This is a genomic window from Ectothiorhodospira sp. 9100 (assembly GCF_022227565.1).
Classification (GTDB): Bacteria; Pseudomonadota; Gammaproteobacteria; order Ectothiorhodospirales; family Ectothiorhodospiraceae; genus Ectothiorhodospira; species Ectothiorhodospira marina.
In genome coordinates, this window is sequence record NZ_JAJNAN010000037.1 from 1 (window position 1) to 22,062 (window position 22,062).

At 64.2% G+C, this 22,062-nt stretch carries 20 protein-coding genes; 9 read left to right on the forward strand and 11 right to left on the reverse strand.

Features of this window, described 5'->3' with window-relative positions:
* Window positions 1-292: 292 nt before the first annotated feature.
* Window positions 293-1,618, forward strand: coding sequence for a helix-turn-helix transcriptional regulator (locus tag LPW29_RS11210; protein ID WP_238628080.1), 1,326 nt, complete (start codon window positions 293-295; stop codon window positions 1,616-1,618).
* Here the strand turns inward: LPW29_RS11210 and LPW29_RS11215 are convergent.
* Window positions 1,572-3,893 carry a hypothetical protein gene (locus LPW29_RS11215; RefSeq protein ID WP_238628081.1) on the reverse strand — a complete coding sequence of 774 codons (2,322 nt, stop codon included), beginning with the start codon at window positions 3,891-3,893 and terminating at the stop codon, window positions 1,572-1,574. The genes LPW29_RS11210 and LPW29_RS11215 overlap by 47 nt on opposite strands.
* 250 nt (window positions 3,894-4,143) lie before the next feature.
* On the reverse strand, window positions 4,144-5,442 hold the full coding sequence (gene hcp, locus LPW29_RS11220) for a hydroxylamine reductase (RefSeq protein ID WP_238628082.1): 1,299 nt from the start codon (window positions 5,440-5,442) through the stop codon (window positions 4,144-4,146).
* A 154-nt stretch (window positions 5,443-5,596) separates the two neighbouring features.
* Between hcp and LPW29_RS11225 the strand changes: the two genes are divergently transcribed.
* The 7 genes from LPW29_RS11225 (at window position 5,597) to LPW29_RS11255 (ending at window position 10,583) form a co-directional block, all read left to right on the forward strand.
* On the forward strand, window positions 5,597-6,712 hold the full coding sequence (locus tag LPW29_RS11225) for a 4Fe-4S dicluster domain-containing protein (RefSeq protein WP_238628083.1): 1,116 nt from the start codon (window positions 5,597-5,599) through the stop codon (window positions 6,710-6,712).
* Window positions 6,705-7,541 (forward strand): FAD/NAD(P)-binding protein, encoded by an 837-nt coding sequence (locus LPW29_RS11230; protein WP_090254873.1) that lies wholly within the window; start codon window positions 6,705-6,707, stop codon window positions 7,539-7,541. The genes LPW29_RS11225 and LPW29_RS11230 overlap by 8 nt, the downstream gene beginning before the upstream one ends.
* The gene (locus LPW29_RS11235) at window positions 7,541-8,323 is read left to right on the forward strand and encodes a sulfhydrogenase subunit delta (RefSeq protein WP_090254871.1); all 783 of its coding nucleotides are present in this window, start codon (window positions 7,541-7,543) and stop codon (window positions 8,321-8,323) included. The genes LPW29_RS11230 and LPW29_RS11235 overlap by 1 nt, the downstream gene beginning before the upstream one ends.
* The gene (locus LPW29_RS11240) at window positions 8,320-9,636 is read left to right on the forward strand and encodes a Ni/Fe hydrogenase subunit alpha (RefSeq protein WP_238628084.1); all 1,317 of its coding nucleotides are present in this window, start codon (window positions 8,320-8,322) and stop codon (window positions 9,634-9,636) included. The genes LPW29_RS11235 and LPW29_RS11240 overlap by 4 nt, the downstream gene beginning before the upstream one ends.
* 22 nt (window positions 9,637-9,658) lie before the next feature.
* The gene (locus tag LPW29_RS11245) at window positions 9,659-10,060 is read left to right on the forward strand and encodes a hydrogenase maturation protease (protein WP_338018693.1); all 402 of its coding nucleotides are present in this window, start codon (window positions 9,659-9,661) and stop codon (window positions 10,058-10,060) included.
* Between the two features lie 126 nt (window positions 10,061-10,186).
* On the forward strand, window positions 10,187-10,345 hold the full coding sequence (locus tag LPW29_RS15525) for a DUF4160 domain-containing protein (RefSeq protein ID WP_238628086.1): 159 nt from the start codon (window positions 10,187-10,189) through the stop codon (window positions 10,343-10,345).
* Window positions 10,326-10,583 carry a DUF2442 domain-containing protein gene (locus LPW29_RS11255; protein ID WP_090254863.1) on the forward strand — a complete coding sequence of 86 codons (258 nt, stop codon included), beginning with the start codon at window positions 10,326-10,328 and terminating at the stop codon, window positions 10,581-10,583. Before LPW29_RS15525 ends, LPW29_RS11255 begins: the two co-directional genes overlap by 20 nt.
* Before the next feature lie 40 nt (window positions 10,584-10,623).
* On the opposite strand, the gene LPW29_RS11260 is transcribed toward LPW29_RS11255, so the two are convergent.
* From LPW29_RS11260 to LPW29_RS11280, 5 genes are all read right to left on the reverse strand, one after another.
* A complete protein-coding gene (locus tag LPW29_RS11260) occupies window positions 10,624-12,219 on the reverse strand; it encodes a peptide chain release factor 3 (protein ID WP_090254861.1) in 1,596 nt (531 codons plus the stop codon).
* A gap of 137 nt (window positions 12,220-12,356) precedes the next feature.
* Window positions 12,357-12,872 carry a DUF3106 domain-containing protein gene (locus LPW29_RS11265; RefSeq protein ID WP_238628087.1) on the reverse strand — a complete coding sequence of 172 codons (516 nt, stop codon included), beginning with the start codon at window positions 12,870-12,872 and terminating at the stop codon, window positions 12,357-12,359.
* On the reverse strand, window positions 12,872-13,288 hold the full coding sequence (locus LPW29_RS11270; protein ID WP_238628088.1) for a hypothetical protein: 417 nt from the start codon (window positions 13,286-13,288) through the stop codon (window positions 12,872-12,874). Before LPW29_RS11270 ends, LPW29_RS11265 begins: the two co-directional genes overlap by 1 nt.
* Window positions 13,285-13,914 (reverse strand): RNA polymerase sigma factor, encoded by a 630-nt coding sequence (locus tag LPW29_RS11275; protein WP_274520331.1) that lies wholly within the window; start codon window positions 13,912-13,914, stop codon window positions 13,285-13,287. The genes LPW29_RS11270 and LPW29_RS11275 overlap by 4 nt, the downstream gene beginning before the upstream one ends.
* A 9-nt stretch (window positions 13,915-13,923) precedes the next feature.
* Window positions 13,924-14,469 (reverse strand): hypothetical protein, encoded by a 546-nt coding sequence (locus LPW29_RS11280; RefSeq protein ID WP_238628089.1) that lies wholly within the window; start codon window positions 14,467-14,469, stop codon window positions 13,924-13,926.
* A 250-nt stretch (window positions 14,470-14,719) separates the two neighbouring features.
* Between LPW29_RS11280 and LPW29_RS11285 the strand changes: the two genes are divergently transcribed.
* Complete coding sequence (locus LPW29_RS11285; RefSeq protein WP_238628090.1) at window positions 14,720-17,812, forward strand: ATP-binding protein; 3,093 nt, start codon at window positions 14,720-14,722, stop codon at window positions 17,810-17,812.
* 72 nt (window positions 17,813-17,884) lie between these two features.
* On the opposite strand, the gene rimI is transcribed toward LPW29_RS11285, so the two are convergent.
* From rimI to folD, 4 genes are all read right to left on the reverse strand, one after another.
* Entirely contained in the window at window positions 17,885-18,352 is a 468-nt protein-coding gene (gene rimI / locus LPW29_RS11290; protein WP_238628091.1) for a ribosomal protein S18-alanine N-acetyltransferase, read from the reverse strand.
* Window positions 18,349-19,266 carry a uracil-DNA glycosylase gene (locus LPW29_RS11295; protein ID WP_238628092.1) on the reverse strand — a complete coding sequence of 306 codons (918 nt, stop codon included), beginning with the start codon at window positions 19,264-19,266 and terminating at the stop codon, window positions 18,349-18,351. The genes rimI and LPW29_RS11295 overlap by 4 nt, the downstream gene beginning before the upstream one ends.
* Window positions 19,259-20,809 carry a 2-isopropylmalate synthase gene (locus LPW29_RS11300; protein WP_090254850.1) on the reverse strand — a complete coding sequence of 517 codons (1,551 nt, stop codon included), beginning with the start codon at window positions 20,807-20,809 and terminating at the stop codon, window positions 19,259-19,261. Before LPW29_RS11300 ends, LPW29_RS11295 begins: the two co-directional genes overlap by 8 nt.
* Window positions 20,810-21,134: 325 nt before the next feature.
* Window positions 21,135-22,007, reverse strand: coding sequence for a bifunctional methylenetetrahydrofolate dehydrogenase/methenyltetrahydrofolate cyclohydrolase FolD (gene folD / locus LPW29_RS11305; protein WP_090254848.1), 873 nt, complete (start codon window positions 22,005-22,007; stop codon window positions 21,135-21,137).
* Between the last annotated feature and the right edge of the window lie 55 nt (window positions 22,008-22,062).

Sequence of the window (22,062 nt, forward strand, 5' to 3'; positions counted from 1 at the left end):
AGCCCCCGCTTGACTGAGCATGCCCCACCGTCCCCTCCAGTGCGGAGAGGTCGGCCTGGGCCGTCCCCAGGGTGGAGAGCATCAAGAACAGCAGACACCCAGACAGCGCATGGCCTCTGGCGGTGAGAACTTCCGGGATGGTCATGGCGACTCCTCAGAAAGCAACGCTGGCGACGCCTTTCATCATCCCCCCTGGGTGGGTTGCTGACCAGTCGTCAGTGTGTCAACCATGCTTTGGAGTCGTGTCAACCGTGGTGTAGACTTGCTGACAAATCAGTCATTTGAGTAGGCGATGTTGCTGGCAAAAAACGATTGGTGGGTGGCCGGTTGCACCGCTTCGTACGTGGCCTGGCTGACGGCATTCCCCATGTCGGGGGCGCTTTTGGGTGAAGCCGACCTGATGCTCTGGTTCCTCATCCCGCACACTCTGGGCCTGCTGGCGTTGGGTTATGCGGCCAGGCGCCTGCCCCCTACCCTTGTCAAGAGGCTGTGCCGTGCGGGCGTGGTCATCACCAGCTTGCTGACAATGATATCGCCGCTGATACCCGATAGGGTGGCGGCACTCTGGATGGTCGTGCTGGGACTGGGCGCTGTCCCGGTCTCGCTGAGGATTGGCCAGTACCTCAAAGGGGCCGCACAACCCGTCACCACGGCGGTTGCCACCCTGGCGGGCGGTAATCTTCTGGCCCTGGCGCTGATCGCATCGCCACTGACCGGCCCCATGAAACTGATGCTCCTGGCGGTGTGGTTGCTCAGCCTGTTCCCTCGGCGCGAGGGGGCTGAGGCTCCTGGCACTGGGGATGCCACGCCACTGGGGCTACTGCTGCGCTATCTTCCCTTCGTGCTGCTATTCCAGGTGGTGAGCGGACTCATGTATGGGGGGCTCCTGCCCGCCTACGGCCAGGTGGCCCTCCTCCCGGGAACGGAGGTCCTGTTCTATGGGGTGGGGGCCATCCTGGGACTCCGGCTGGTGGGGCATTATCAGCCCACCGTCACCATGCTGACCGCCGTACTGGGCGCACTGGTCGCATTTGCACTCTGGCAGATTTCTCCCCATGCCATGGGCATCCATGGCGCCATGTTTGCCATGATGATCGCCGCCGGCCTGGTGGACCTGTTCCTGCTTTCCCGAATCCTCATGCACGATCCGGTGAGTACGGCCTACGGCTATGGCGTGGGTACCCTCTGCGGGGGAATCGTCCTGGGCAAATGGCTGGCCATGAGCGTAGGCGGGGCTGCGGAAATACTGATCTTCATCGCGCTGATCATCTTGAATCTGGCTGCCCTGTTGCTGCACATGCCGTTCAAGACCCGGGAAGCGGAATCATCGGCTCCAAGTGATCCCCCGGAAACCGCACCACCGCCAATCATCCCGCCAGGGATCGCACAACGCCTGTCGGAACAGGAACAGCATGTACTGGAGCAGGTCATGGATGACAAGACCTATCGGGAAATCGCCACCCACCTCGCCATTTCCGAATCCTCGGTAAAGACCTACATGCACCGGATCTATCTGAAGACCGGTGCATGCCGGCGTCACCAACTGATGGAGATGGTCCGTCAGTCCGGTATCACTGATTCAGACCCTCCAGCAACGGAGCCAGGTCATTTCCGTTGACCCATATCTGCCCCAGACTGTTCGCCTGAATGTGGTACTGATGGATGCTGCCAGGGTCATCCGATTCGGGCGTCTCCGCCAGCATCTTGAGCATCACCACCATGGCATTGATCTGCTGACGCTCCTCCTCGCTCGCCGTAGCCAGCAAAGGCTCTGCCAGGGCATCCAGATGATGGATGCTCACATCCCATTCTCCCGATACCCGGTTCGGCCCGGCCTCATCCGCCTGCTGTGCCCTGCCCTGACCGCTGACACGGATCTGCCCCTCCGGAAACTCAATGGCAAGCTCGGGAATATCCAGGCGCGACGCGTTATTCACCAACTGTTCCAGTAGGACCCCCATCGGATCCAGTCGCCCCGTCCGCAGCCCTTCGACCACGTCCGCATCGGCCAGGAAGCCCGATGGTAAACCGTCGGCCTTCACGACCAGAGCCACCCCACCCGGAAATAACTCATGGGGGAATGAGGGCATGGCAGCAGCAAACGGCGCGACCCCGCCGTGGGCATAGTCCAGATGCAGGCTGGGTGCGGGCCCGTCCAGTTCCTCCAGGCCCAGGTTCAGATGGAAGTTCTTCACATCGCCGCTGTCCAGGATCTCGCCTTCGCCGTCCATGAACACGCCCCGAGCATCATCCAGACTCATGGTCAGAGCCAATCCGCCAAGGATTTCTCGGGCCATGCCCAGCACCACATCCTCTTCAACCTCGCCGGTCATCATGGATTGCATGCCCAGATGCAGCAGCGCCTTGGGGGACACCCCTTCCAGACGCCCTTCCATGGCCGCCGAGCCCGCCTTGAATTGCACCTGCTCGTGCCGATTGCCGTCTTCGAAGGCCCAGCCTTTCACCGACATACCGGCCCACAGATCCCGATGCAGTTCATCATTGGCTGAGGGCACGAAACCGGTCTGGGCACGCCCCCCGGAGAGACGGAAGGATTGATGGTCTTCCGGACCACTGATGAGAAGCTCCGACAATTCAAATGCCGATTCGAATCCACCCATCGCCTTCAGGGTATCAGCCAGCAGTTCTGCCGGATCCTGCTCCATCAATCGCTCGGGGGTGGCGGTGTGTTCGCTCAGCGTCGCGAGGGCGGCCAGGTCCATCCCCTGGTAATCCACCCTGAATGCCAACCGGCCCAACGTCACCATCGACTGATCTGTCATGCTGACCATGTCCAGACCCTTGATTTCCATTGCCAGGGGGCCGCTGAACAGGCCTGCTCCCGAGTCCTGAAGATCAAGCATCACGTCCATGCCATCCACGGCAATGCGGCGGGGGGATTCCGCATCGAATCGACGGCCATGATCTTGCGGGTGGTCCACCTCGGCATCCGGGGATGGACCGTAACCCACGGTCATGGCGGAAGGCCCCATCGTGAAGCGGGTTTCCAGCATCACGCCCAGATCATCCGCCCACAGCCCCTCCAGGCGGGGGGCAGAGAGATCCAGTCGGGCCAGGCGTTCCCCCTCCTCAGTCACCACCGATGCCTCTGACGGCAGGCTCACCTGGAAGGGGATGCGTTCATCCTCAAACGGCCCCACCGTGACGGCCACGCCATCCAGGGGTATCCAGGAATCGTCATAACCCTCCCTGGGCCAGGGGATCCTCACGGCCACGGAAGCCAGGCGGGTCTGGAAACGTCCATCGCCCAACGGCACCAGTTCCGGCGGGGCATCAAACGCCAGTGGCCCCTGCAGCGCTTCAAGCCGCTGGTTCCACTGAGCCCACCATTGCTCCACGGGTTCAGGCAATACGAGCGCATCGGCCGGTGCCTCCTGGAGACCCGGACGATCATCCTCCCGGGTGGCGAATCGTTGACGCTCCCCGGACTCGGTCTCCAGCACCACCTCACCCTGGCCCCGGAAAGGGGTCTGATCCGTCAGGGTCACCGTGTCTCCGGGACTCAAGGGCGCCCAGTCCAGGTAATCCCGATCCTCCAGCAGGGCCAGCAGTCCCTCCAGCCGGTCGGGATCCACGTTCAGATCACCGGACCGGGCCCTTGTCAGCAGTTCGCGCACCTCTGCCGGGCCGGCGGAGAACAGGTCCACCCCCTGCCCACGCAGCTCCAGGGCGAGACGGGAATACGCCTCGGGGAGTCGACCGAAGGCCCTCAGGGCCCGGACGGTCACCTGCTCCCGGGATTCCATGGAGATCAACTCCGGCGGGCCCGATGCCCATTCCAGATCCCCCTCCAACTCCAGGACCTGGTAACGACCCTGGGTGATTTCTTGCGTGGACGCCAGTCCTGCCGCCAGTAGAAGACCCGCAGCCAACGAACCCGTCCAACCCGCCCTGATCCCGACCATATGAACCCCCTCGCATCATCAATGCCTCTCGTCCGGCGGATCGAAAGGCCCCTCAGGTTCCCATGGTTCGCTTTTCACAGGGATTGCTCAAGTCGTCTGACTGTCAACCATGGGCGGCAGCGCGAATCAGGATCCTTGCAACCGATAGAGCGTCAGACCGATGTTGCCCTGCTGCACGAAGTGCTCGAAGGTCTTAAACACTTCCCGGAGCGCGGCATCAACAGCTCGCGGCCACGGCGCGAGCTGCGTCTCCCTGGGGATCGCCCCCGGTCAGTTTCAGTTCGTAACGTGCCTGGAGCAACGCGAAAACATTTGGTGAGACAAAGGCCGGCGGATTCGGCCCCAGGGTGATGCCCTTCACATTCAGGCTCAGCAAAGTGAGAAATACCGCCACTGCCTTTTGCTCGAACCAGCTGATTACCAGACTCAGGGGCAGCTCACTCACCTCGCACTCAAACGCCTCGGCCAGGGCGATGGCCACGCGGATGGCACCGTAGGCATCGTTGCACTGCCCCATATCCAGCAGACGCGGGAATCCCAGGTGCTCGCCATATTCGTGGTCGCGGATGCGGTACTTGCCGCAGCCCAGAGTGAGGATGAAGCTGTCGTCAGGCGTGGCGGCAGCGAAATCACTGAAGTAGTTGCGACCCTTGGCCGCACCGTCGCAACCGCCGATGACGAAGAACCGACTGATCTTGCCGGCCTTGACGGCCTCCACCAGGGTATCGGCATGGGACAGCAGCACGCTGTGATGGAAGCCCACGGTGGATTCGCCCTTGGGGTGGTCGACACAGGGCTCACAACGACGTGCCGCCTCGATCACGACAGAGAAGTCCTCGTCGGTGATCCGCTGCCCCTGAGGTACTGCGGTGGCACGCGTGGTGAACAGGCGGTCCCGGTAGCTCTCCGGCGGGATGAGCACGCAGTTGGTGGTGGCCAGCACGGGTCCCGGGAACTGCTCGAACTCCCGCTTCTGCATCTGCCAGGCACCACCGAAATGACCGGCCAGGTTCGGGTGGTTATGCAGCCTGGGATACATGTGGGCCGGCAGCATTTCCCCGTGGGTGTAGACATTGATATCTGCCCCCTCCACCTGTTTGAGCAAGTCCCACAGATCCAGCAGGTCGTGTCCGGTCACCAGAATGCCGGGGCCTGCTTGAGTGCCCTCCTTCACGGTCGCCGGCGCCGGCTGGCCAAAGGTTTCCACATGCCCACGGTCCAGCATCTCCATCACCTTCAGATTCACCTGCCCGCAGCGCAGGCACAGCTCCAGCAGGGACTCCATGTCGAAGTTCACATTGGTCATGGTGGCGAACAGGGCCTCCTCCATGAAGGCGGCCACCTCCGGGTCGGACTGCCCCAGACGGCGGGCATGATGCGCATAGGCCGCCATGCCCTTGAGGCCGTACAACAGCAATTCCTGCAGGGAGTGCATGTCCTCATCCTTGCCACAAGTGCCGGGGGAGGTCACGCAGGCGGTCTGCCGGAAGGTCTGTTCACATTGATTGCAGTTCATGGCGGTACTCCAGGGGCTGGCTTGGGGGGATAGGCTTGAGGGGCGCAGTATCCGGAGCCGGGGGCTGCCGCCTCCTTGACCCGGATCAAGGCGCACTGGGGGGCAAGGGGACGGGCCCGTCCCCTTGCCGTCGCTTTTGAGCTAACCTTTCCCCATGGACGAGCACTCCGTCTTTCTCCCACGCACCGAGGCCAACCGCCTTGTGGAGGCCCTCAAGGGCGCCGGCTTTGACCGCATCCTGGGCCCGGTAGCCCGGGAGGGCACCCTGCTGTTCCAGCCGGTCCAGCGCTGGGAGGATCTGCCCGCCGGCATGCGCGACGTGCAACAACCAGGCAGCTACCGCCTGCAACAGCGGGACGACCCCCGTTGCTTCGCCTGGGCCAATGGTCCTCAGGCCCTCAAGCCCCTGACGTTCACGCCTCGGGAGATCATCTGGCGGGCACAGCGTTCGCCCGATGGGGCACTGTCGTTTGAATCCGCCCAGGATGATCCCGAGCCCACAGCGGTGATCGGCGTACGCCCCTGCGACCTGGCCGCCCTGGACCTGCAGGAGCGGCATTTCATGCACGGGCGGTTTCCCGACCCCTGGTTCCGCAAGCGGCGCGAGGCGCTGTTCCTGGTGGGCGTCTCATGCGCCCACCCGGCCGACACCTGTTTTTGTGCCTCCACCGGCGATGGTCCGGCCATCACCCGGGGCCATGACCTGGGCATGGCCGAGCTGGACGATGGCTATCTGCTCTGGGCCGGCACCCAGGCCGGGAGGACGCTGCTGGAACGTCTCGACCTGGATGAGGCCACCGCCTCACAGCAGCGCGCCGCCGAAAGGGAGACCCACCAGGCAACCCTGCGCCAGGGCCGCGCCCTGCCCGGGCGCCATCTCAAACAGGCCCTGTATGAGCGGCTTCAGGCCGGGCACTGGGCGGACGTGGGCGAGCGCTGCCTGTCCTGCGGCAACTGCACGGCGGTGTGCCCCACCTGCTTTTGTCACATGGAAATGGACGAACCGGCCCTCAACGGGCAGAGCTCCGAACACCTGCGCCAGTGGAGTTCCTGCTTCAACGCCGAGCACAGCTTCATGGGGCATTTCATCGTGCGCTCCGACACCCGGCTGCGTTATCGCCAGTGGCTCACCCACAAGCTGGGCAGCTGGCATGAGCAGTACGGTCGCAGCGGCTGCGTGGGCTGTGGGCGCTGCATCACCTGGTGCCCGGTGGGCATCGACATCACCGCCGAGGCCCATGCCCTGCTGCAGGAGACCCCCGATGCGTGAGCCCACGGACCTGCCCTGGGAGGCCCGCATCACCAGCCGCGTGCAGGAAACCCGCGACATCTTCTCCCTCAAGCTGGAACTGGTGGACCCCGGTATCCGCGCTGCCTACCGCTCCTATCCGGGGCAGTACAACATGCTCTACCTGTTCGGCGTGGGCGAGGTGCCCATCTCCATCGTCTCCGACCCGGATGACGACGACCCGCTGGAGCACACCATCCGTGCCGTGGGCCGGGTCACCCACGGGCTTGAGCGCCTGCGGGTGGGCGACACCCTGGGCCTGCGCGGACCCTATGGACGGGGCTGGCCGCTGCAGGCGGCCCAGGGTCGCAATGTGGTGGTCATCAGCGGTGGGTTGGGCTGTGCACCGGTGGTCTCCATGATCCGCTACATGCTGCGCCGCCGCGATGACTACGGGCAGATCACCATCCTCCAGGGTGTGAAACACAGCCACGATCTGATCTGGCGACGCCAGTACCAGGCGTGGGAGAAGATCCGGGATGTCCAGGTGCTGCTGGCGGCGGACCAGGGCGGCCCCCAATGGCCCTTCAGCGTGGGCAATGTCACGGTGCTGATGGAGCGCGCCAACATCCCGCCCGAGGATACGGTGGCCGTGCTCTGCGGACCCGAGCCCATGATGAAGGCCGCCATACCCCGGCTACTGGCGCAGGGCGTGGACCCCTTCCACATCTGGCTGAGCATTGAGCGCAACATGCAGTGTGGCATCGGTCACTGCGGGCATTGCCAGGTAGGGCCTCACTTCATCTGCCAGGACGGCCCCGTGTTCCGCTATCCGGACATCGCCGACTGGATCGACCGGGAGGGCTTTTGATGAAACCCAGGGTCTCGGTTCACAAGTTCAGTTCCTGCGACGGCTGTCAGCTGGCCTTCATCAATGCCGGCCCGGCCCTGCTGGAACTGGCCGAATTGGTGGACATCGTGCATTTCGCCGAGGCCGGCCCCATGGACCCGGACGCCCCGGTAGATATCGCCTTCGTGGAAGGCAGCATCTCCACACAGGAGGAGGCGGTGCGCATCCGGCGGGTGCGGGAGAGTGCCCGTTATCTGATCAGCATCGGCGCCTGCGCCACCGCCGGCGGGCTGCAGGCCCTGCGCAACTTCAATGCCCAGGGCGTGGGTGACTGGACCCGGGCCATCTATGCCCGGCCCGAATTCATCGAGAGCCTGGATACGGCCAGCGCCATCTCCGCCCAGGTGAAGGTGGACCTGGAACTGTGGGGCTGCCCGGTGAATGCCCAGCAGGTGTTCACCGCCATCCGCCGACTGCTGTTCGGCGCCCTGCCGTTCGTGGACAACGAGAAGGTCTGTCAGGCCTGCAAGCGCCAGGGCATCGTCTGTGTCCTGGTGACCCGGGGCACACCCTGTCTGGGGCCGGTCACCCGTACCGGCTGCGGGGCCATCTGCCCCGCCTTCGGACGTGACTGCTATGGCTGCTTCGGGCCGGCGGAAAACCCCAACACCGCACCGCTGGCCCGGCGCTTTCAGGGGCTGGGGCTGATGCCCGAGGACATCGCCCGGCGCTTTCACTTCATCAACAGCCAGGCCCCGGGGTTTCTCGAGGAAGGCCTGGACTGGGATCAGGGCACCCCATGAGTCAGGACGCACCCCACAAGCGGGACATCCGTATTGAGGTCCCGGTGCTGGCCCGGGTGGAGGGCGAAGGCGCCCTGGAACTCAAGGCCCGGGACGGTCGCATCGAGGCGCTGCGCCTGCGGATCTTTGAACCTCCCCGGTATTTCGAGAAATTCCTGGAGGGGCGCAGCTGGCGCGAGGTGCCCGACACCGTGGCCCGCATCTGCGGCATCTGCCCGGTGGCCTACCAGATGAGCGCCGTGCAGGCCCTGGAACAGGCCTTTGGCCTGGAGTCCTCCGAGTGGGTGCTGCAAAACCGGCGCCTGATGTACTGCGGTGAGTGGATTCAGAGCCATGCCCTGCATGTGCACCTGCTGGCCCTGCCCGACTTTCTGGGCTATGACAATGCCATCGCCATGGCCAAGGACCACCCCGAGGCGGTACACCGGGGGCTGGCCCTGCAGAAGCTGGGCAATGATCTGATCCGTTTCCTGGGGGGGCGTTCGGTGCATCCGGTGGGGGTGCGGGTGGGTGGCTTCCATCACGCCCCGTCGCTGGAGGATGCCCGGGCCCTGGGGAATCGGCTGGAAGCGGCCCTGGACGACGCCGAGGCCCTGGTGGGCTTCACCGCCGGGCTGGATCTGCCCGTGGACGAGCAGAGCTTCACCAATGTGGCCCTGCGGCATAATGATGACTACCCCATGTATGCCGGGCGTATCGTCTCCGATCAAGGGCTGGACATATCGGCGGATGACTATGCGGATCATTTCGTGGAGAGCCACGTACCCCATTCCACGGCGCTGTATTCTCACCTGGATGGGCAGCCCTATCTGGTGGGTCCGCTGGCCCGGCTGAACCTGAACCTGGATCGCCTCTCGCCCCGTACCCGGGCAGCGCTGGATGCCACCGGGCTTACCTGGCCCAGCCGGAACATGTTCCACTCCCTGGTCGCCCGCGCCGTGGAATTGCTGGAGGCCCTGCAGGAGGCCCGCCGTCTTCTGGAGGCCTATGCCCCCACGGACACGCCTTATGCTCAGGTGGAACCCCGGGCCGGAGAAGGCTTCGGTGCCACCGAGGCCCCCCGGGGAATCCTATGGCATCACTACCGCGTGGACGATGAGGGCAAGGTGCTCACCGCCCGCATCGTGCCCCCCACCTCCCAGAACCAGGCCCGCATGGAGGAGGATCTGCGCCAGTCGCTGGAGGCCTTTGGATTGCACCACGACGATGACGCCCTGAAGCTGCGGGGGGAGATGGTCATCCGCAATTATGATCCGTGCATCTCCTGTGCCACGCATTTTCTGAAGGTGCGGGTGGATCGGGGGGAGGAGTAAGGATGGGGTACTCATCATCGGCATCGGCTCCCCCTTTGGGGAGGACACCCTGGGCTGGGAGGCCGTGGACACCCTACCCTCCATCCCCGGCGTGAACACACTCACCCTGGACCGCCCCGGTGCCGGTCTGATCGAGGCCATGAAGGAGCAGCACACCGTCATCCTGGTGGATGCCATGGATGCCGGCGGACCACCAGGCACGGTACATGTCCTGTCCATGGACGACCTGATCCACCCGGACACCACCGTCTCCAGTCACAGCCTGGGCGTCGTGGGCGCACTGGCCCTGGGCAAGGCCATGGGGGTCCTGCCCCCAACCGTACACATCATCGGCATCCAGATGGGATCCACTCCCATGCCCGATGAGATCAGAAAAAGCGCCCTGGCCCAGATTCACCAGCAGATCAGGGATTGGATCGAGTAACCAGAACCGGCCGAACTGGCCGTTTGGTGCACCCGTAAGGAGACATCAGTGCCCACCGTTCGAAGAGAAGGACCCTACCGGTTTTACTGGTACAGCCATGAACCCGGAGAACCTCCGCATATTCACGTGGACCGTGACGACTGCTCGGCGAAGTTCTGGCTGAGTCCCGTTGGCCTGTCCAGAAACATGGGCTTTACATCACGCGAATTACGCAGGATCAGGGGTATTGTAGAATCTCACCAGATCACGTTTCTGGAGGCCTGGCATGGGTACTTTGGCACTTAACGCGGATGAGCGTGTGGAGTCGATCGACTTCACCGACGAATTTCTGGTGGTCGCACTGAAGGATGGCCGCCGGATTTCCGTGCCCTTGGAATGGTATCCCCGCTTGGCCAGGGCTTCCCGGGGGCAGCTATTGAACTGGCAGATTTGCGGCGGTGGTTACGGGATGCACTGGCCCGAACTGGACGAGGACTTGAGTACCGAAGGGCTCCTCCGGGGCGCGCCAGCACCTCAAGGGTGAGCCGAGGGGACGGATTGAGCGTCCGCCCCCCACACCGATTTCAACTGGCGATACCGTGCTCCCGGGTGGCGCTGAACTCGATTTCAGGCCATTTTTCCTGAGCCATCTGCAGATTCACGCGCGTCGGGGCGATGTAGACCAGATCGCCGCCGTGGTCGATGGCCAGGTTGCTGGAGGCCTTGTCCTTGAACTGCTCCAGCTTGCGCTCATCCTCGGACGTCACCCAGCGGGCGGTCTGCACATTCACGTTCTCGAAACCGGCATCCACGTTGTATTCGTTCTTCAGGCGGTGGGCCACCACATCGAACTGCAGCACCCCCACGGCCCCCAGGATCAGGTCATTATTGTTCAGCGGTTTGAACAACTGGGTGGCCCCCTCCTCGCAGAGTTGCTGCAAGCCCTTCTGCAACTGCTTCATCTTCAGCGGATCGCGCAGCTGGGCGCGCCGGAACAGCTCCGGGGCGAAGTTGGGAATGCCCGTGAAGGCCAGCTTTTCACCTTCCGTAAAGGTGTCACCGATGCGGATGGTGCCATGGTTGTGGATGCCGATGATGTCCCCGGGGAAGGCCTCCTCGGCGTGTTCCCGATCCGAGGCCAGAAACGTCAGGGCATCGGCGATGCGCACATCCTTGCCAATGCGCACATGGTGCAGCTTGCTGCCCTTCTTGAAGCTGCCGGAGCAGATGCGCATGAAGGCGATGCGATCCCGGTGCTGGGGATCCATGTTCGCCTGGATCTTGAACACAAACCCGGAGAACTTTTCCTCTTCCGGCAACACCTCCCGGGAGTCCGTGGCGCGCGGGCGCGGCGGCGGGGCGTATGCCACGAAGTCATCCAGCAATTCCTGCAGGCCGAAATTGTTGATGGCCGAACCGAAGAACACCGGCGTGAGACGCCCCTCCAGGTAGGCCTGCAGATCGAACTCGTTGGAGGCCCCCATCACCAGCTCCAGTTCCTCACGCAACTCCTTGGCCTGGCCACCGAGCACCTCGTCCAGGCGCGGATTGTCCAGCCCCTTGATCACCTCGCCGGCGTTCATCTTGCCGCCATGGGTGGGCGAGAACAGATTCACCTCATCCCGCTTGAGGTGATACACCCCCTTGAAGCGCTTGCCCATGCCGATGGGCCAGGTGATGGGCGCGCAGGGGATCTTGAGCACATCCTCCACCTCATCCATGAGCTCGATGGGCTCGCGACCCTCCCGGTCCAGCTTGTTGATGAAGGTCATGATGGGGGTGTCCCGCAGGCGGCACACCTCCATGAGCTTGATGGTGCGCTCCTCCACACCCTTGGCCACGTCGATGACCATCAGCGCCGAGTCCACGGCGGTCAGCGTGCGATAGGTATCCTCGGAGAAGTCCTGGTGACCCGGGGTGTCCAGCAGGTTGACGATGCGCTCCTTGTAGGGGAACTGCATCACCGAGGAGGTCACGGAGATGCCGCGCTGTTTTTCCAGTTCCATCCAGTCGGAGGTGGCGTGGCGATCCGACTTGCGGCCCTTCACGGTACCGGCCAGCTGGATGGCACCCCCATAGAGCAGCAGCTTTTCGGTGACGGTGGTCTTACCGGCATCCGGGTGGGAGATGATGGCGAAGGTGCGCCGGCGGGCGGTTTCTGTGGTGTGTCTGGACGGCATGAGTGAGGATCGACCTGGGTAAAACCCTGCATTGTACGGGATGTGGGAGGGGGACTGTAATGGGTGAGTGGTTGCCAGGTGATCGTGCCCTCCGCCCCCCTCATCCCCGCCCTTCTCCCCGTTGGGGAGAAGGGCGTTCAGAGCCCCTCTCCCCAACGGGGAGAGGGGTTGGGGTGAGGGGTATGACGCCCCCGCCGCTCCCGCCACGCCTCACGCTCATCCGGTGTCATCTCCCGCCAACGCGCCTTCAAACGCTCCCGCTTCTCATCCGGCAGGTCCCGATAGCGCTCCCAGCGCTGCCGCAGCTCCTGGCGCTCCTCGGGACTTAAGGAGCGCAGATGCCGGGCGTGGGACTTCACCCGTTCACGCTCCTCCGGCGACATGGCCTGCCAGCGCTCCAGCCTGTGGGTCAGGTCCGCCCGCTCGTCCGCGTCCATCCCCTTCCAGCGCTCGGCCATGTGCAACAGGTGGGCACGGCGCCGTTCAGGCAGATCGTTCCAGTCCTCGGCCAGGGGTTCGAGCACCGCCTGCTGGTCGCGGCTGAGTTCGGACCAGGGCGGCGCTTCCGGCCGTGGATCTGCGGCCAGATGCGTAACCGGCCAGGCCAGGCACAGGACCAGGACCAGGCATGGGATGATCCAGATGGGTCGCATCACCGCCCCTCCTCCATGGCCCAGAGCACAAAGGCCGGGTCATCCAGATCCGCCACCCAAAGAGGGTCGTCACTCTCCATGAGCCACTCCACATCCTCCATCTCCGCCAGGGCCACCGGCAGCGGCTCGTGACCCACGTCCGGCTCCAGGGCGAACCACACCGCCACCGTGAGCATGAGTGAAGCCGCCAGGGCCAGCCCACCCGCGGGGAACCAGCGAGAGGGCACAGGGTGCCGGGACGAGGACAGCGCCTGGCGACGGGCATGACGCAGGCGGGCCTGCTCGAACCCGGTCAATGTGGCCTGATCGTCCAGTGTATGGCGCACCCGCTCCAGCAGTGCGGCAGAATCGTCCACCACTGCCCGGGAGTTTTTTTCCGGGGCGCGGTGCGCGGGGGAATGCCGTTCGGGGCTCATCGGTAGGCCTCCAGATGTCCCTGCAGGCTTTGCAGGGCTCGATACAAATGGGTCTTCACACTCCCTTCACTGATACCCAGCGCCGCAGCGGTGGCAGAGGTGTCCAGTCCCTCCCAGTGACGCAGCAAAAAGGCCTGCTGCTGTCGCAGGGGCAAGGCGCGCAGGGCAGATTCCAGATCCTGAGCAAACCGCCCATCGGCCAGGGCCTGGTCAGGCCCTGGAGTGAATGAATCCGGCAAGGTATTCAGGGGATCCTCCCGGTCTTCATCATCCGACCAGCCCAGCACTGCCAGCACCCGCTGACGTACCCGGCGACGCCGGTAGGTATCACGGATGCGGCTTTGCAGGATCCGCCAGAACAGCGGCCCCCAGGCCTCCGGCGGCCGGTCCCGGTAGCGGTCGATCAACGCCACCATGGCATCCTGAACCAGGTCCAGGGCGGCCTCCTGGTCGCCCAGGGCCAGGGCAGCCATGCGCACGGCCCGGTTCTGCACCCCTTCAAGGAATGCCTCCAGGGTCACGGCCACCGGGAAGGCATCCTTGCCATCCGCGCATTTCGGCTCGGGGACCGGTGCGGACACCGTCCCCTCATCCACAGGCCAGGCTTCCAGGGGCGTGGACATCATGCCTCCGCATCAACCGCGTTGCTGCTGGAACCATTCACGGCGCGCTTCGGGATCCATGTCCCGGAGTCTTTCGCGCATCTCACGGCGTTCCTCAGGGCTTTTGGCCTCCCAGGCAGCGCGGCGCTCCTGCTTGCGTTCACGCAGGGCCTGGCGTTCATCCTCGTCCATATCATTCCAGGCCTGACGGCGTTCCTGCATCGTTTCGCGCAGGGCCTGGCGATCAGGATCGTCCATCTCCCGCCAGGCCTTGCGATGCTCGCTACGCCGTTCACGCAAGGCCTGGCGTTCCTCATCGCTCATATCGGCCCAGGCCTGGCGACGTTCCTCCCGTTGCTCACGCAGGGCCTGGCGCTGTTCATGGTCCAGATTCTGGCGGGACTCGGCCCTGCCCTTGTCGCCCCACGGTGCGCCTCGTTCGACACATGGCCGATCGCTGCCCGTTGGCTGGGCTGAGGCGACAGCCATCCCCCCCAGGGCCAGTGACAGGGCCACCGCCCCGGCAAGCAGGGAACGGGGCAGGTTGAGGCTGGATTGTTGCGTCGGCTTACGGTTCATGACATGTCTCCCCATGGAGTTTTTCCGGTGTGTTCACGGGGTAATACGCACCAGGGCGGATTGCGTTGACACGGGAATGCACGCCACTGGACAGGCCTGAAGTGCGCCGCTCACGGGGCGAATTGTATCGCCCCCACACCCCCTGTAAACTCGGACACCCGCCATGAAAGGATCCCTGGCTGCCCACGGGCCATGCCCAAGCGATGGTCTCTGCCCATGCCGTGTCCGCGCGGCCTGCACATTGTTGGCGATGCCTCAAGACGACGCCCAGACCCACCCTGCCCTGAAACGCGCCCAACGCGCCGTTCAGGAAGGCGATTTCGCACAGGCCGAGGAACTGCTCAAACAGGGCGAGGTGACCCTGGCCCAATTGGTCCAGACCCTCAGCGTGTATGAATCAGAATTGGAAATCCAGAACGCCGAACTGCGCGAATCCCAGTTCCTGACTCAACGGTTGCTGGAAAACTACGCCGCCTTCTTTGGTGGCCTGCCCATGGCCTCGCTGGTGGTGGATCAAGGGGGCATGATCCTGGAGGCCAATCAGGAGGCAGCCAGGGCGTTCAAACTGGATGTGAGCCACTTGCGGCGGCAGCGGCTGTGCAGCCTGGTGGACCGGGAACACGAGAACGTCGTCCAGAAGGCCCTGCGCCAGGCCGCGCTCGAGGGACAGGCCCGAGTGGCAGAGATCCGCTTTACGGGCAGTCCCGAGCAACGAGACCGTTTCCCGGGTGAATTGCATGTGGCGCGACTGCCGGGCAGGGACGGTCGGGATCTGGAGTTTGCCTGCGCCCTGGTGGACCTCACCGAGCGGGTGCGTCATGAGGAGGAGTTGCGCACCGCCCATGAGCAACTGCGCGAGAGTGAACGGTGCTACCGGATTGCAGCCCAGCATTCGCCGGACTGGGACTACTGGTATGGGGCCGATGGCCGCTATGTCTACGTATCCCCTGGCTGTGAAGACATCAGTGGGCATCCCCCGGAAGCCTTCCTGCGTGATCCGAACATGATGGACACACTTTTCACTCCGGAGGATACGCAGCGCTGGAGCAAGCACCTCGACGAAGTGGCCCATCAGCAAAGTGATCTGCCCCACATAGCCCTGGAGTTCGCGGTGCATCGGCCCGATGGAGCGATTCGCTGGATCGAACACCAGTGTCAGCCGGTCATGGACAACGACGGCACCTACCTGGGTCGGCGCGGCGTCAATCGCGATATCACCGAGCGCAAGCTGGCCCAGTCACGCCTGGAGCAAATCTTCCGCCTGTATGCGACCCGCACCCAGGTGAATCAATGCATCAACCGCATCGATGATGAGTGGCGCCTGCTGCATCGCACGGCCTGCATCGTCGTGGAACAGGGCGGGCTGGATGCCTGCGCCATCAGCCTGCGCCACCGCGGTGATGCCCAACTGAAAAAACCCGTGGTCCACGGACTGAGTGAAGAGCAGGCCCAGGGGCTGCCTCTGCAACAGACCTGGGAGATGCTCCGGGGCAACCCCTGGGAATGCCTGAACGATCGCCCTCTGCTGTGCAAGGACTGCCAGTCACCCGATACGCCCGAGGCCTGGCGGGCGTGGTCGGCTGGAACCGGCATCCGTACCTGCGTCCATTTTGTGCTGTTCCGGGGCGACGAACTGCTGGGCCTGGCCAGCTTCATGGGGCGCGAGAAGGGCCTGTTCACCGCGGATGTACTGCAATCGCTGCAGGGCATCGTCGAGGACATCTCCCACGCCCTCCACCAGATGGAACGGGAACGCAAGCGCCGCGCCATCGAGGCCGCAGCCCAGGAACGCGAGGCCAGAACACTGGCCTTCACCCAGGCCATCATCGACTCATTGCGCTCCAGCATCTGCGTGCTGGATCACGAGGGCAGGATCATTGCCGTGAATGGTGCCTGGGATGACTTTGGCCGCCACCATGAAGGCGCCCAGGACCCGGTGGGACAGGGCATCAACTATCTTTCCCTGTGTGGCGCAGTTCAGGGCAAGGCGGCCCGGGAGGCGCAACGGATCGCGGAAGGAATCCGCCAGGTGCTGCGTGGCGAGGCCCAGCACTTCGAGGATGAGTATCAGATGGAGGGTGCGGCCTTCCTGGTGCTGGCCAACCCCCTGGATGGTGGGCCGGCATCCAGCCGGCAGTTGGTGGTCAGCCACAAGGACATCAGCGACCGCAAGCAGGCAGAGGAAGACCTGCGCCGAGCCAAGGAGCAGGCCGAGCGGGCCAGCCAGGCCAAGTCGGAGTTTCTCTCCAACATGAGCCATGAGTTGCGCACACCCATGAACGCCGTGCTGGGATTTGCCCAGTTGCTGGAAACCGACCCTACCCTGGACGAGCTCCAGACGGACAGTGTGCGCGAGATCCTCAAGGGCGGTCGCCACCTGCTGGATCTCATCAATGAGGTGCTGGACCTGTCCAGCGTGGAGGCCGGCCAGGTGGAGTTATCCATTGAGAACATTCCGCTGCAAGAACTGGTGGGCGAATGCCTGATGCTGGTCACCCCCCTGGCCGACGCCCGACAGATCCGCATCGACCCGGGGCCGCACACGGACCGGGTGGCCCTGGCCGACCGGATGCGCCTCAAGCAGGTGATGATCAATCTGCTTTCCAACGCCATCAAGTACAACCGGGATGGCGGCGATGTGCGTCTGGACATCCGCGGCGATGAGAAGGCGGACTGGCTGCGCATCAGCGTGACCGACACTGGCAAGGGTATCCCCCCGGACAAGCTGGACCAACTCTTCCAGCCCTTCACCCGGCTGGAAGGCTGTACCGAGGGCGTGGAGGGGACAGGCATCGGGCTGGCCATCAGTCGTCGGCTGATCGAGGTCATGGGGGGAGAGATCGGCGTGGACAGCCAGCCTGGGGAAGGCAGCACCTTCTGGGTGCGCTTGCCCCAGGGTGTTCGTGAGTCCGTCGAGGTGAGCCGCATGGAGACACAGAGCCACCCCGGATCAAAGGAGGATGCAACCCGAACCCACACCGTCCTGCATATCGACGACAATCCGGCCAATCTGCGCCTGGTGGCGCAGATCCTCACCCGGCGCCCCCAACTGCGCCTGCTCAGCGCACCCAACCCGGGCCTGGGCCTGGAATTGGCTGCTGCCCACACGCCCAACCTGATCCTGCTGGACATCAACATGCCTGAACTGGACGGCTATCAGGTACTCAAGCAGCTACGCGCCAACCCGGCCACCGCTGCCATCCCGGTCATGGCCCTGACAGCCTTCGCCACCGAACGGGATGTGGAGCGTGGCATCAGCGTCGGCTTTGATGAATACCTGACCAAGCCCCTGGACGTGGAGCACTTCCTGAGCGTGCTGGAAACGCTGCTGCGGGGCCAGTGAAAGAAAAAATGGGGACAGACCCCTTTTCGGCCGCAGGCCCAAAAGGGGTCTGTCCCCATTTTTTCATTTTTTCTACAGCTGCATGGCCATCACCAGGGCATCCTCCCGACCGTGGGCGGCGGGATAATAACCGCGTCGCAAGCCCACCTCGTTGAAGCCCTCGGTGCGATAAAGGGCCAGCGCCGGGACATTGGAGGGGCGCACCTCCAGGAAGACCGTCTCCACACGTCGCTCCCTGGCCAGATCCAGAAAGGACCGCAGCAGATGGCGTCCAAGACCCTGCCCCTGCATCTCCGGGCGCACGGTCAGGTTGAGCACATGGCACTCTCCCACCGCCATGGACATGACCCCATAGCCGATGAGATGGCCGGTGCCGGCGTCCTCCAGCACCCAACAGGAATAGCCCACCCGCAGGCAGTCCCGGAAGATGGCCTCGGTCCATGAATACGGATACGCCCGAGGCTCCACCTCCATCACCCGTGGCACGTCATTGCGTACCATGGGGCGCAACGCCAGGTTGGGGGCAGTGACCGCGTTCATGATGGCTGTTCGGCCTGCATCTGGTCCATGGCCCGGCACAGATCCTCCCAGGACTTGCGCTTTTCCGAGGGGCGGCGAAGCAGATACGCCGGGTGGTAGGTCACCACCACCGGGATACCCCGGTACTCCAGCACACGACCGCGCAAGCTGCCCAGGGCGTCCCCGGTATCCAGCAGATTCTGGGCGGCCACCCGCCCAAGTGCCACCAGGATCTTCGGACGGATCAACTGGATCTGGCGATCCAGATAGGCCCGACAGGCACGGGCCTCCTCGGGGGAGGGATCCCGGTTACGAGGTGGATGACACTTGAGGATATTGGCGATGTACACGCCCTCCCCCCGTTTCTTGCCCAGGGCGGCGAGCATGCTGTCCAGCAACTTGCCGGCCCGCCCCACAAAGGGCTCGCCCTGACGATCTTCCTCGGCACCGGGGGCCTCACCGATAAACAGCCAATCGGCCTGGCGGTCACCCACCCCGAACACAGTCTGGGTGCGGGTTTGCACAAGCTCGTTGCAATGGGTGCACTGGGCCACCCGGGCAGCCAGCCCCTCCCAATCCAGGGTGGACACCCCATCGTCCGGCTCAGGGAGATCAGGCTCATCGTAGCCCTCACCCGAGGGCATCACCGGCTCATAGGCCTCGTCGGGCCACGGCGCTTCGTCCAGCCAGGGCGGCATCTCCGGCTCCGGGGGCGATTCACGTCCCACGGAGGCATCCATCACCACGGGTGGCACCTCCACAGCTGCCGCCTGCTCCGGCACCGGTGTCGAAGCAGGCGGCATGGCCACTGGCTCTGGAGGAGACAGATCCAGGCTCGCCTCCGGTTCCCGGCGCGGTACCCAGACCTGTATCCCCATCGCCTTCAGGTACTGCCGTCGCCGGGCTTCATCCATGACCTGGCCTTGATCAGACATCTCCGCGCTGGGGATGAGCCCGATGATCGGGCGTCACGAGGCGGTTCAACGCGTTCAGGTAGGACTTGGCCGAGGCGATGACGATGTCCGTATCGGCCCCCTGTCCATTGACGATGCGCCCGGCCTTCTCCAGGCGTACGGTCACCTCACCCTGGGCATCGGTGCCACTGGTGATGTTGTTCACCGAGTACAGGAGCAGTTGCGTGCCGCTGTGCATCACCGTTTCGATGGCCTTGAAGGCGGCATCCACCGGACCACTGCCCTCGGCCTCACCGTGGCGTTCCTCGCCCTCCACATTCACCGTCACCTGGGCCACCGGCGTCTCGCCGGTCTCCGAGCACACCCGCAGCGACACCAGTTTGGCCCGCTCGTATTCCATGGCGATGGCGGCCTCGGTGGCCAGGGCCTGGAGATCCTCGTCGTAGATCTCGTGCTTCTTGTCCGCCAGTTCCTTGAACCGGGCGAAGGCCTCGTTCAATTCCTCCTCGGACTCGAAATCAATGGCCAGATCCTTGAGACGGGTGCGGAAGGCGTTACGGCCTGAATGCTTGCCAAGCACGATCCGATTGTCCGACCAACCCACATCCTGAGCCCGCATGATCTCGTAGGTGTCGCGGTGCTTGAGCACGCCATCCTGATGAATGCCCGACTCATGGGCAAAGGCATTGGCGCCCACAATGGCCTTGTTGGGCTGCACCGGGAAACCGGTGATGGTGGAGACCAGCCGCGAACAGGGTACGATCTGGGTGGTGTCCAGGGTGGTGTCACAGGGGAAGACATCCTGACGGGTGCGCACCGCCATGACGACCTCTTCCAGGGCGGCATTGCCGGCACGCTCGCCGAGACCGTTGATGGTGCATTCCACCTGCCGTGCACCATTGAGCACGGCGGCCAGGGAGTTGGCCACGGCCACGCCCAGGTCGTTGTGACAGTGCACGGAGAAGACGGCCTTGTCGGCATTGGGCACCCGCTCACGCAGGTTCTTGATCAATTCGCCGAACTGCTGGGGGATGTTGTAGCCCACGGTGTCCGGGATGTTGATGGTGGTGGCACCCGCATCGATCACTGCCTCGATCACCCGGCAGAGGAAGTCGAGTTCGGAGCGGCCGGCATCCTCGGGGGAGAACTCCACGTTGTCCGTCCATTGGCGGGCACGCTGCACGGCCAGGACGGCCTGCTCGACCACCTGACCGGGGGTCATCTTGAGCTTGTGCTGCATGTGGATGGGCGAGGTGGCCAGGAAGGTGTGGATGCGGGCGGAGTTGGCATCGCGCAGGGCCTCACCAGCTCGATCAATGTCCGCCTCCTTGGCGCGGGCCAGGCCGCAGACCGTGCTTTCCTTGACCGCCCGGGCCACCGCCTGCACGGACTCGAAGTCACCGATGCTGGCAGCCGGGAAGCCCGCCTCGATCACGTCCACGCGCATCTTTTCCAGACCCTTGGCGATGCGGACCTTTTCCTCTCGGGTCATGGAAGCACCGGGGCTCTGTTCGCCGTCGCGAAGGGTGGTGTCGAAAATGAAGAGTTTTTCTTTGCCTGCCATGTCTCTGAACTCCCAAGGAACGGCCGCTGCCGTCCGCGTGTTTGGGTAGGAATTCTACACTGACCCGGGCCCTGGTTGGGGCCGGTCATTCCTGCGTTAGGGTGCGTTTGGCCTCGCCAGGCGAAGTGGTCGCCGCTAGCGCGGCAGTCGCGGCAGGGTCAGCAGAGGCAGGCAGGAGGCACGGGCCAGCGAGGCGTCCCGGAGCGGGACGCTCGTAACGAAGCCGGATTGTGCGTGGGGATGGCGCATCGCTTCATTTCCTCTTCATCGGGACTCTAGCAAAGCCCTTGCGCCGATGCAAAGCCCCAGTGTTGCCATCGGGATTTCACGAAAAACAGATACCCGCCTTCTCCGAGGCCTCGCAGGCCTGCAGGGTGTTCTTCATGAGCATGGCCACCGTCATGGGGCCCACCCCACCCGGAACGGGCGTGATCCAGGCGGCACGCTCGGCGGCTGCATCGAACTGTACATCGCCCACCAGGCTGCCATCCTCCTGGCGGTTGATGCCCACATCGATCACCGTGGCGCCCTCGCGGATCCAGTCGCCCTGGATCAGGCCCGGGCGCCCGGCGGCGGCCACCAGGATATCCGCCCGTCCCACATGCACCGGCATGTCGTGGGTGAAGCGATGGCAGACGGTCACCGTGGCACCGGCCAGCATCAGCTCCAGGGCCATGGGCCGACCGACGATATTGGAGGCGCCAATGACCACACCGTGACGCCCCTTGTAGGTCTCCCCGGTCTCGTCCAGCAGGCGTTTCACGCCGTAGGGGGTGCAGGGGCGCAGGCGGGGCACGCGCAGGGCCAGGCGACCCATGTTGTAGGGATGAAAGCCGTCCACATCCTTGGCGGGGTCGATGCGCTCGATCACCTGCTCCGGGTCGATATGCCGGGGCAGCGGCAATTGCACCAGGATGCCGTCCATATTGGGGTCGGCATTGAGGTCATCGATCACGTCCAGCAGGTCGCCGAGCGAGACGTTGTCCGGCAGGTCGAAATACTGGGAGACCATGCCAACGGCGTCGCACACACGACGCTTGTTGCGCACATAGACCTGGGAGGCCGGGTCGTCGCCCACCAACACCACTGCCAGACCGGGCGGGCGCTGGCCCGCCGCAACGCGCGCCTCCACCGCCTGGCGGACCTCTTCTTGAACGGTTTTTGCGGTGGCGCGGCCATCGATGATCTGGGCAGGCATCGGGGGGTCATCCTGGGGGGTGGGAGTGTTGGCGGGATTTTCCCATTCTATGGCG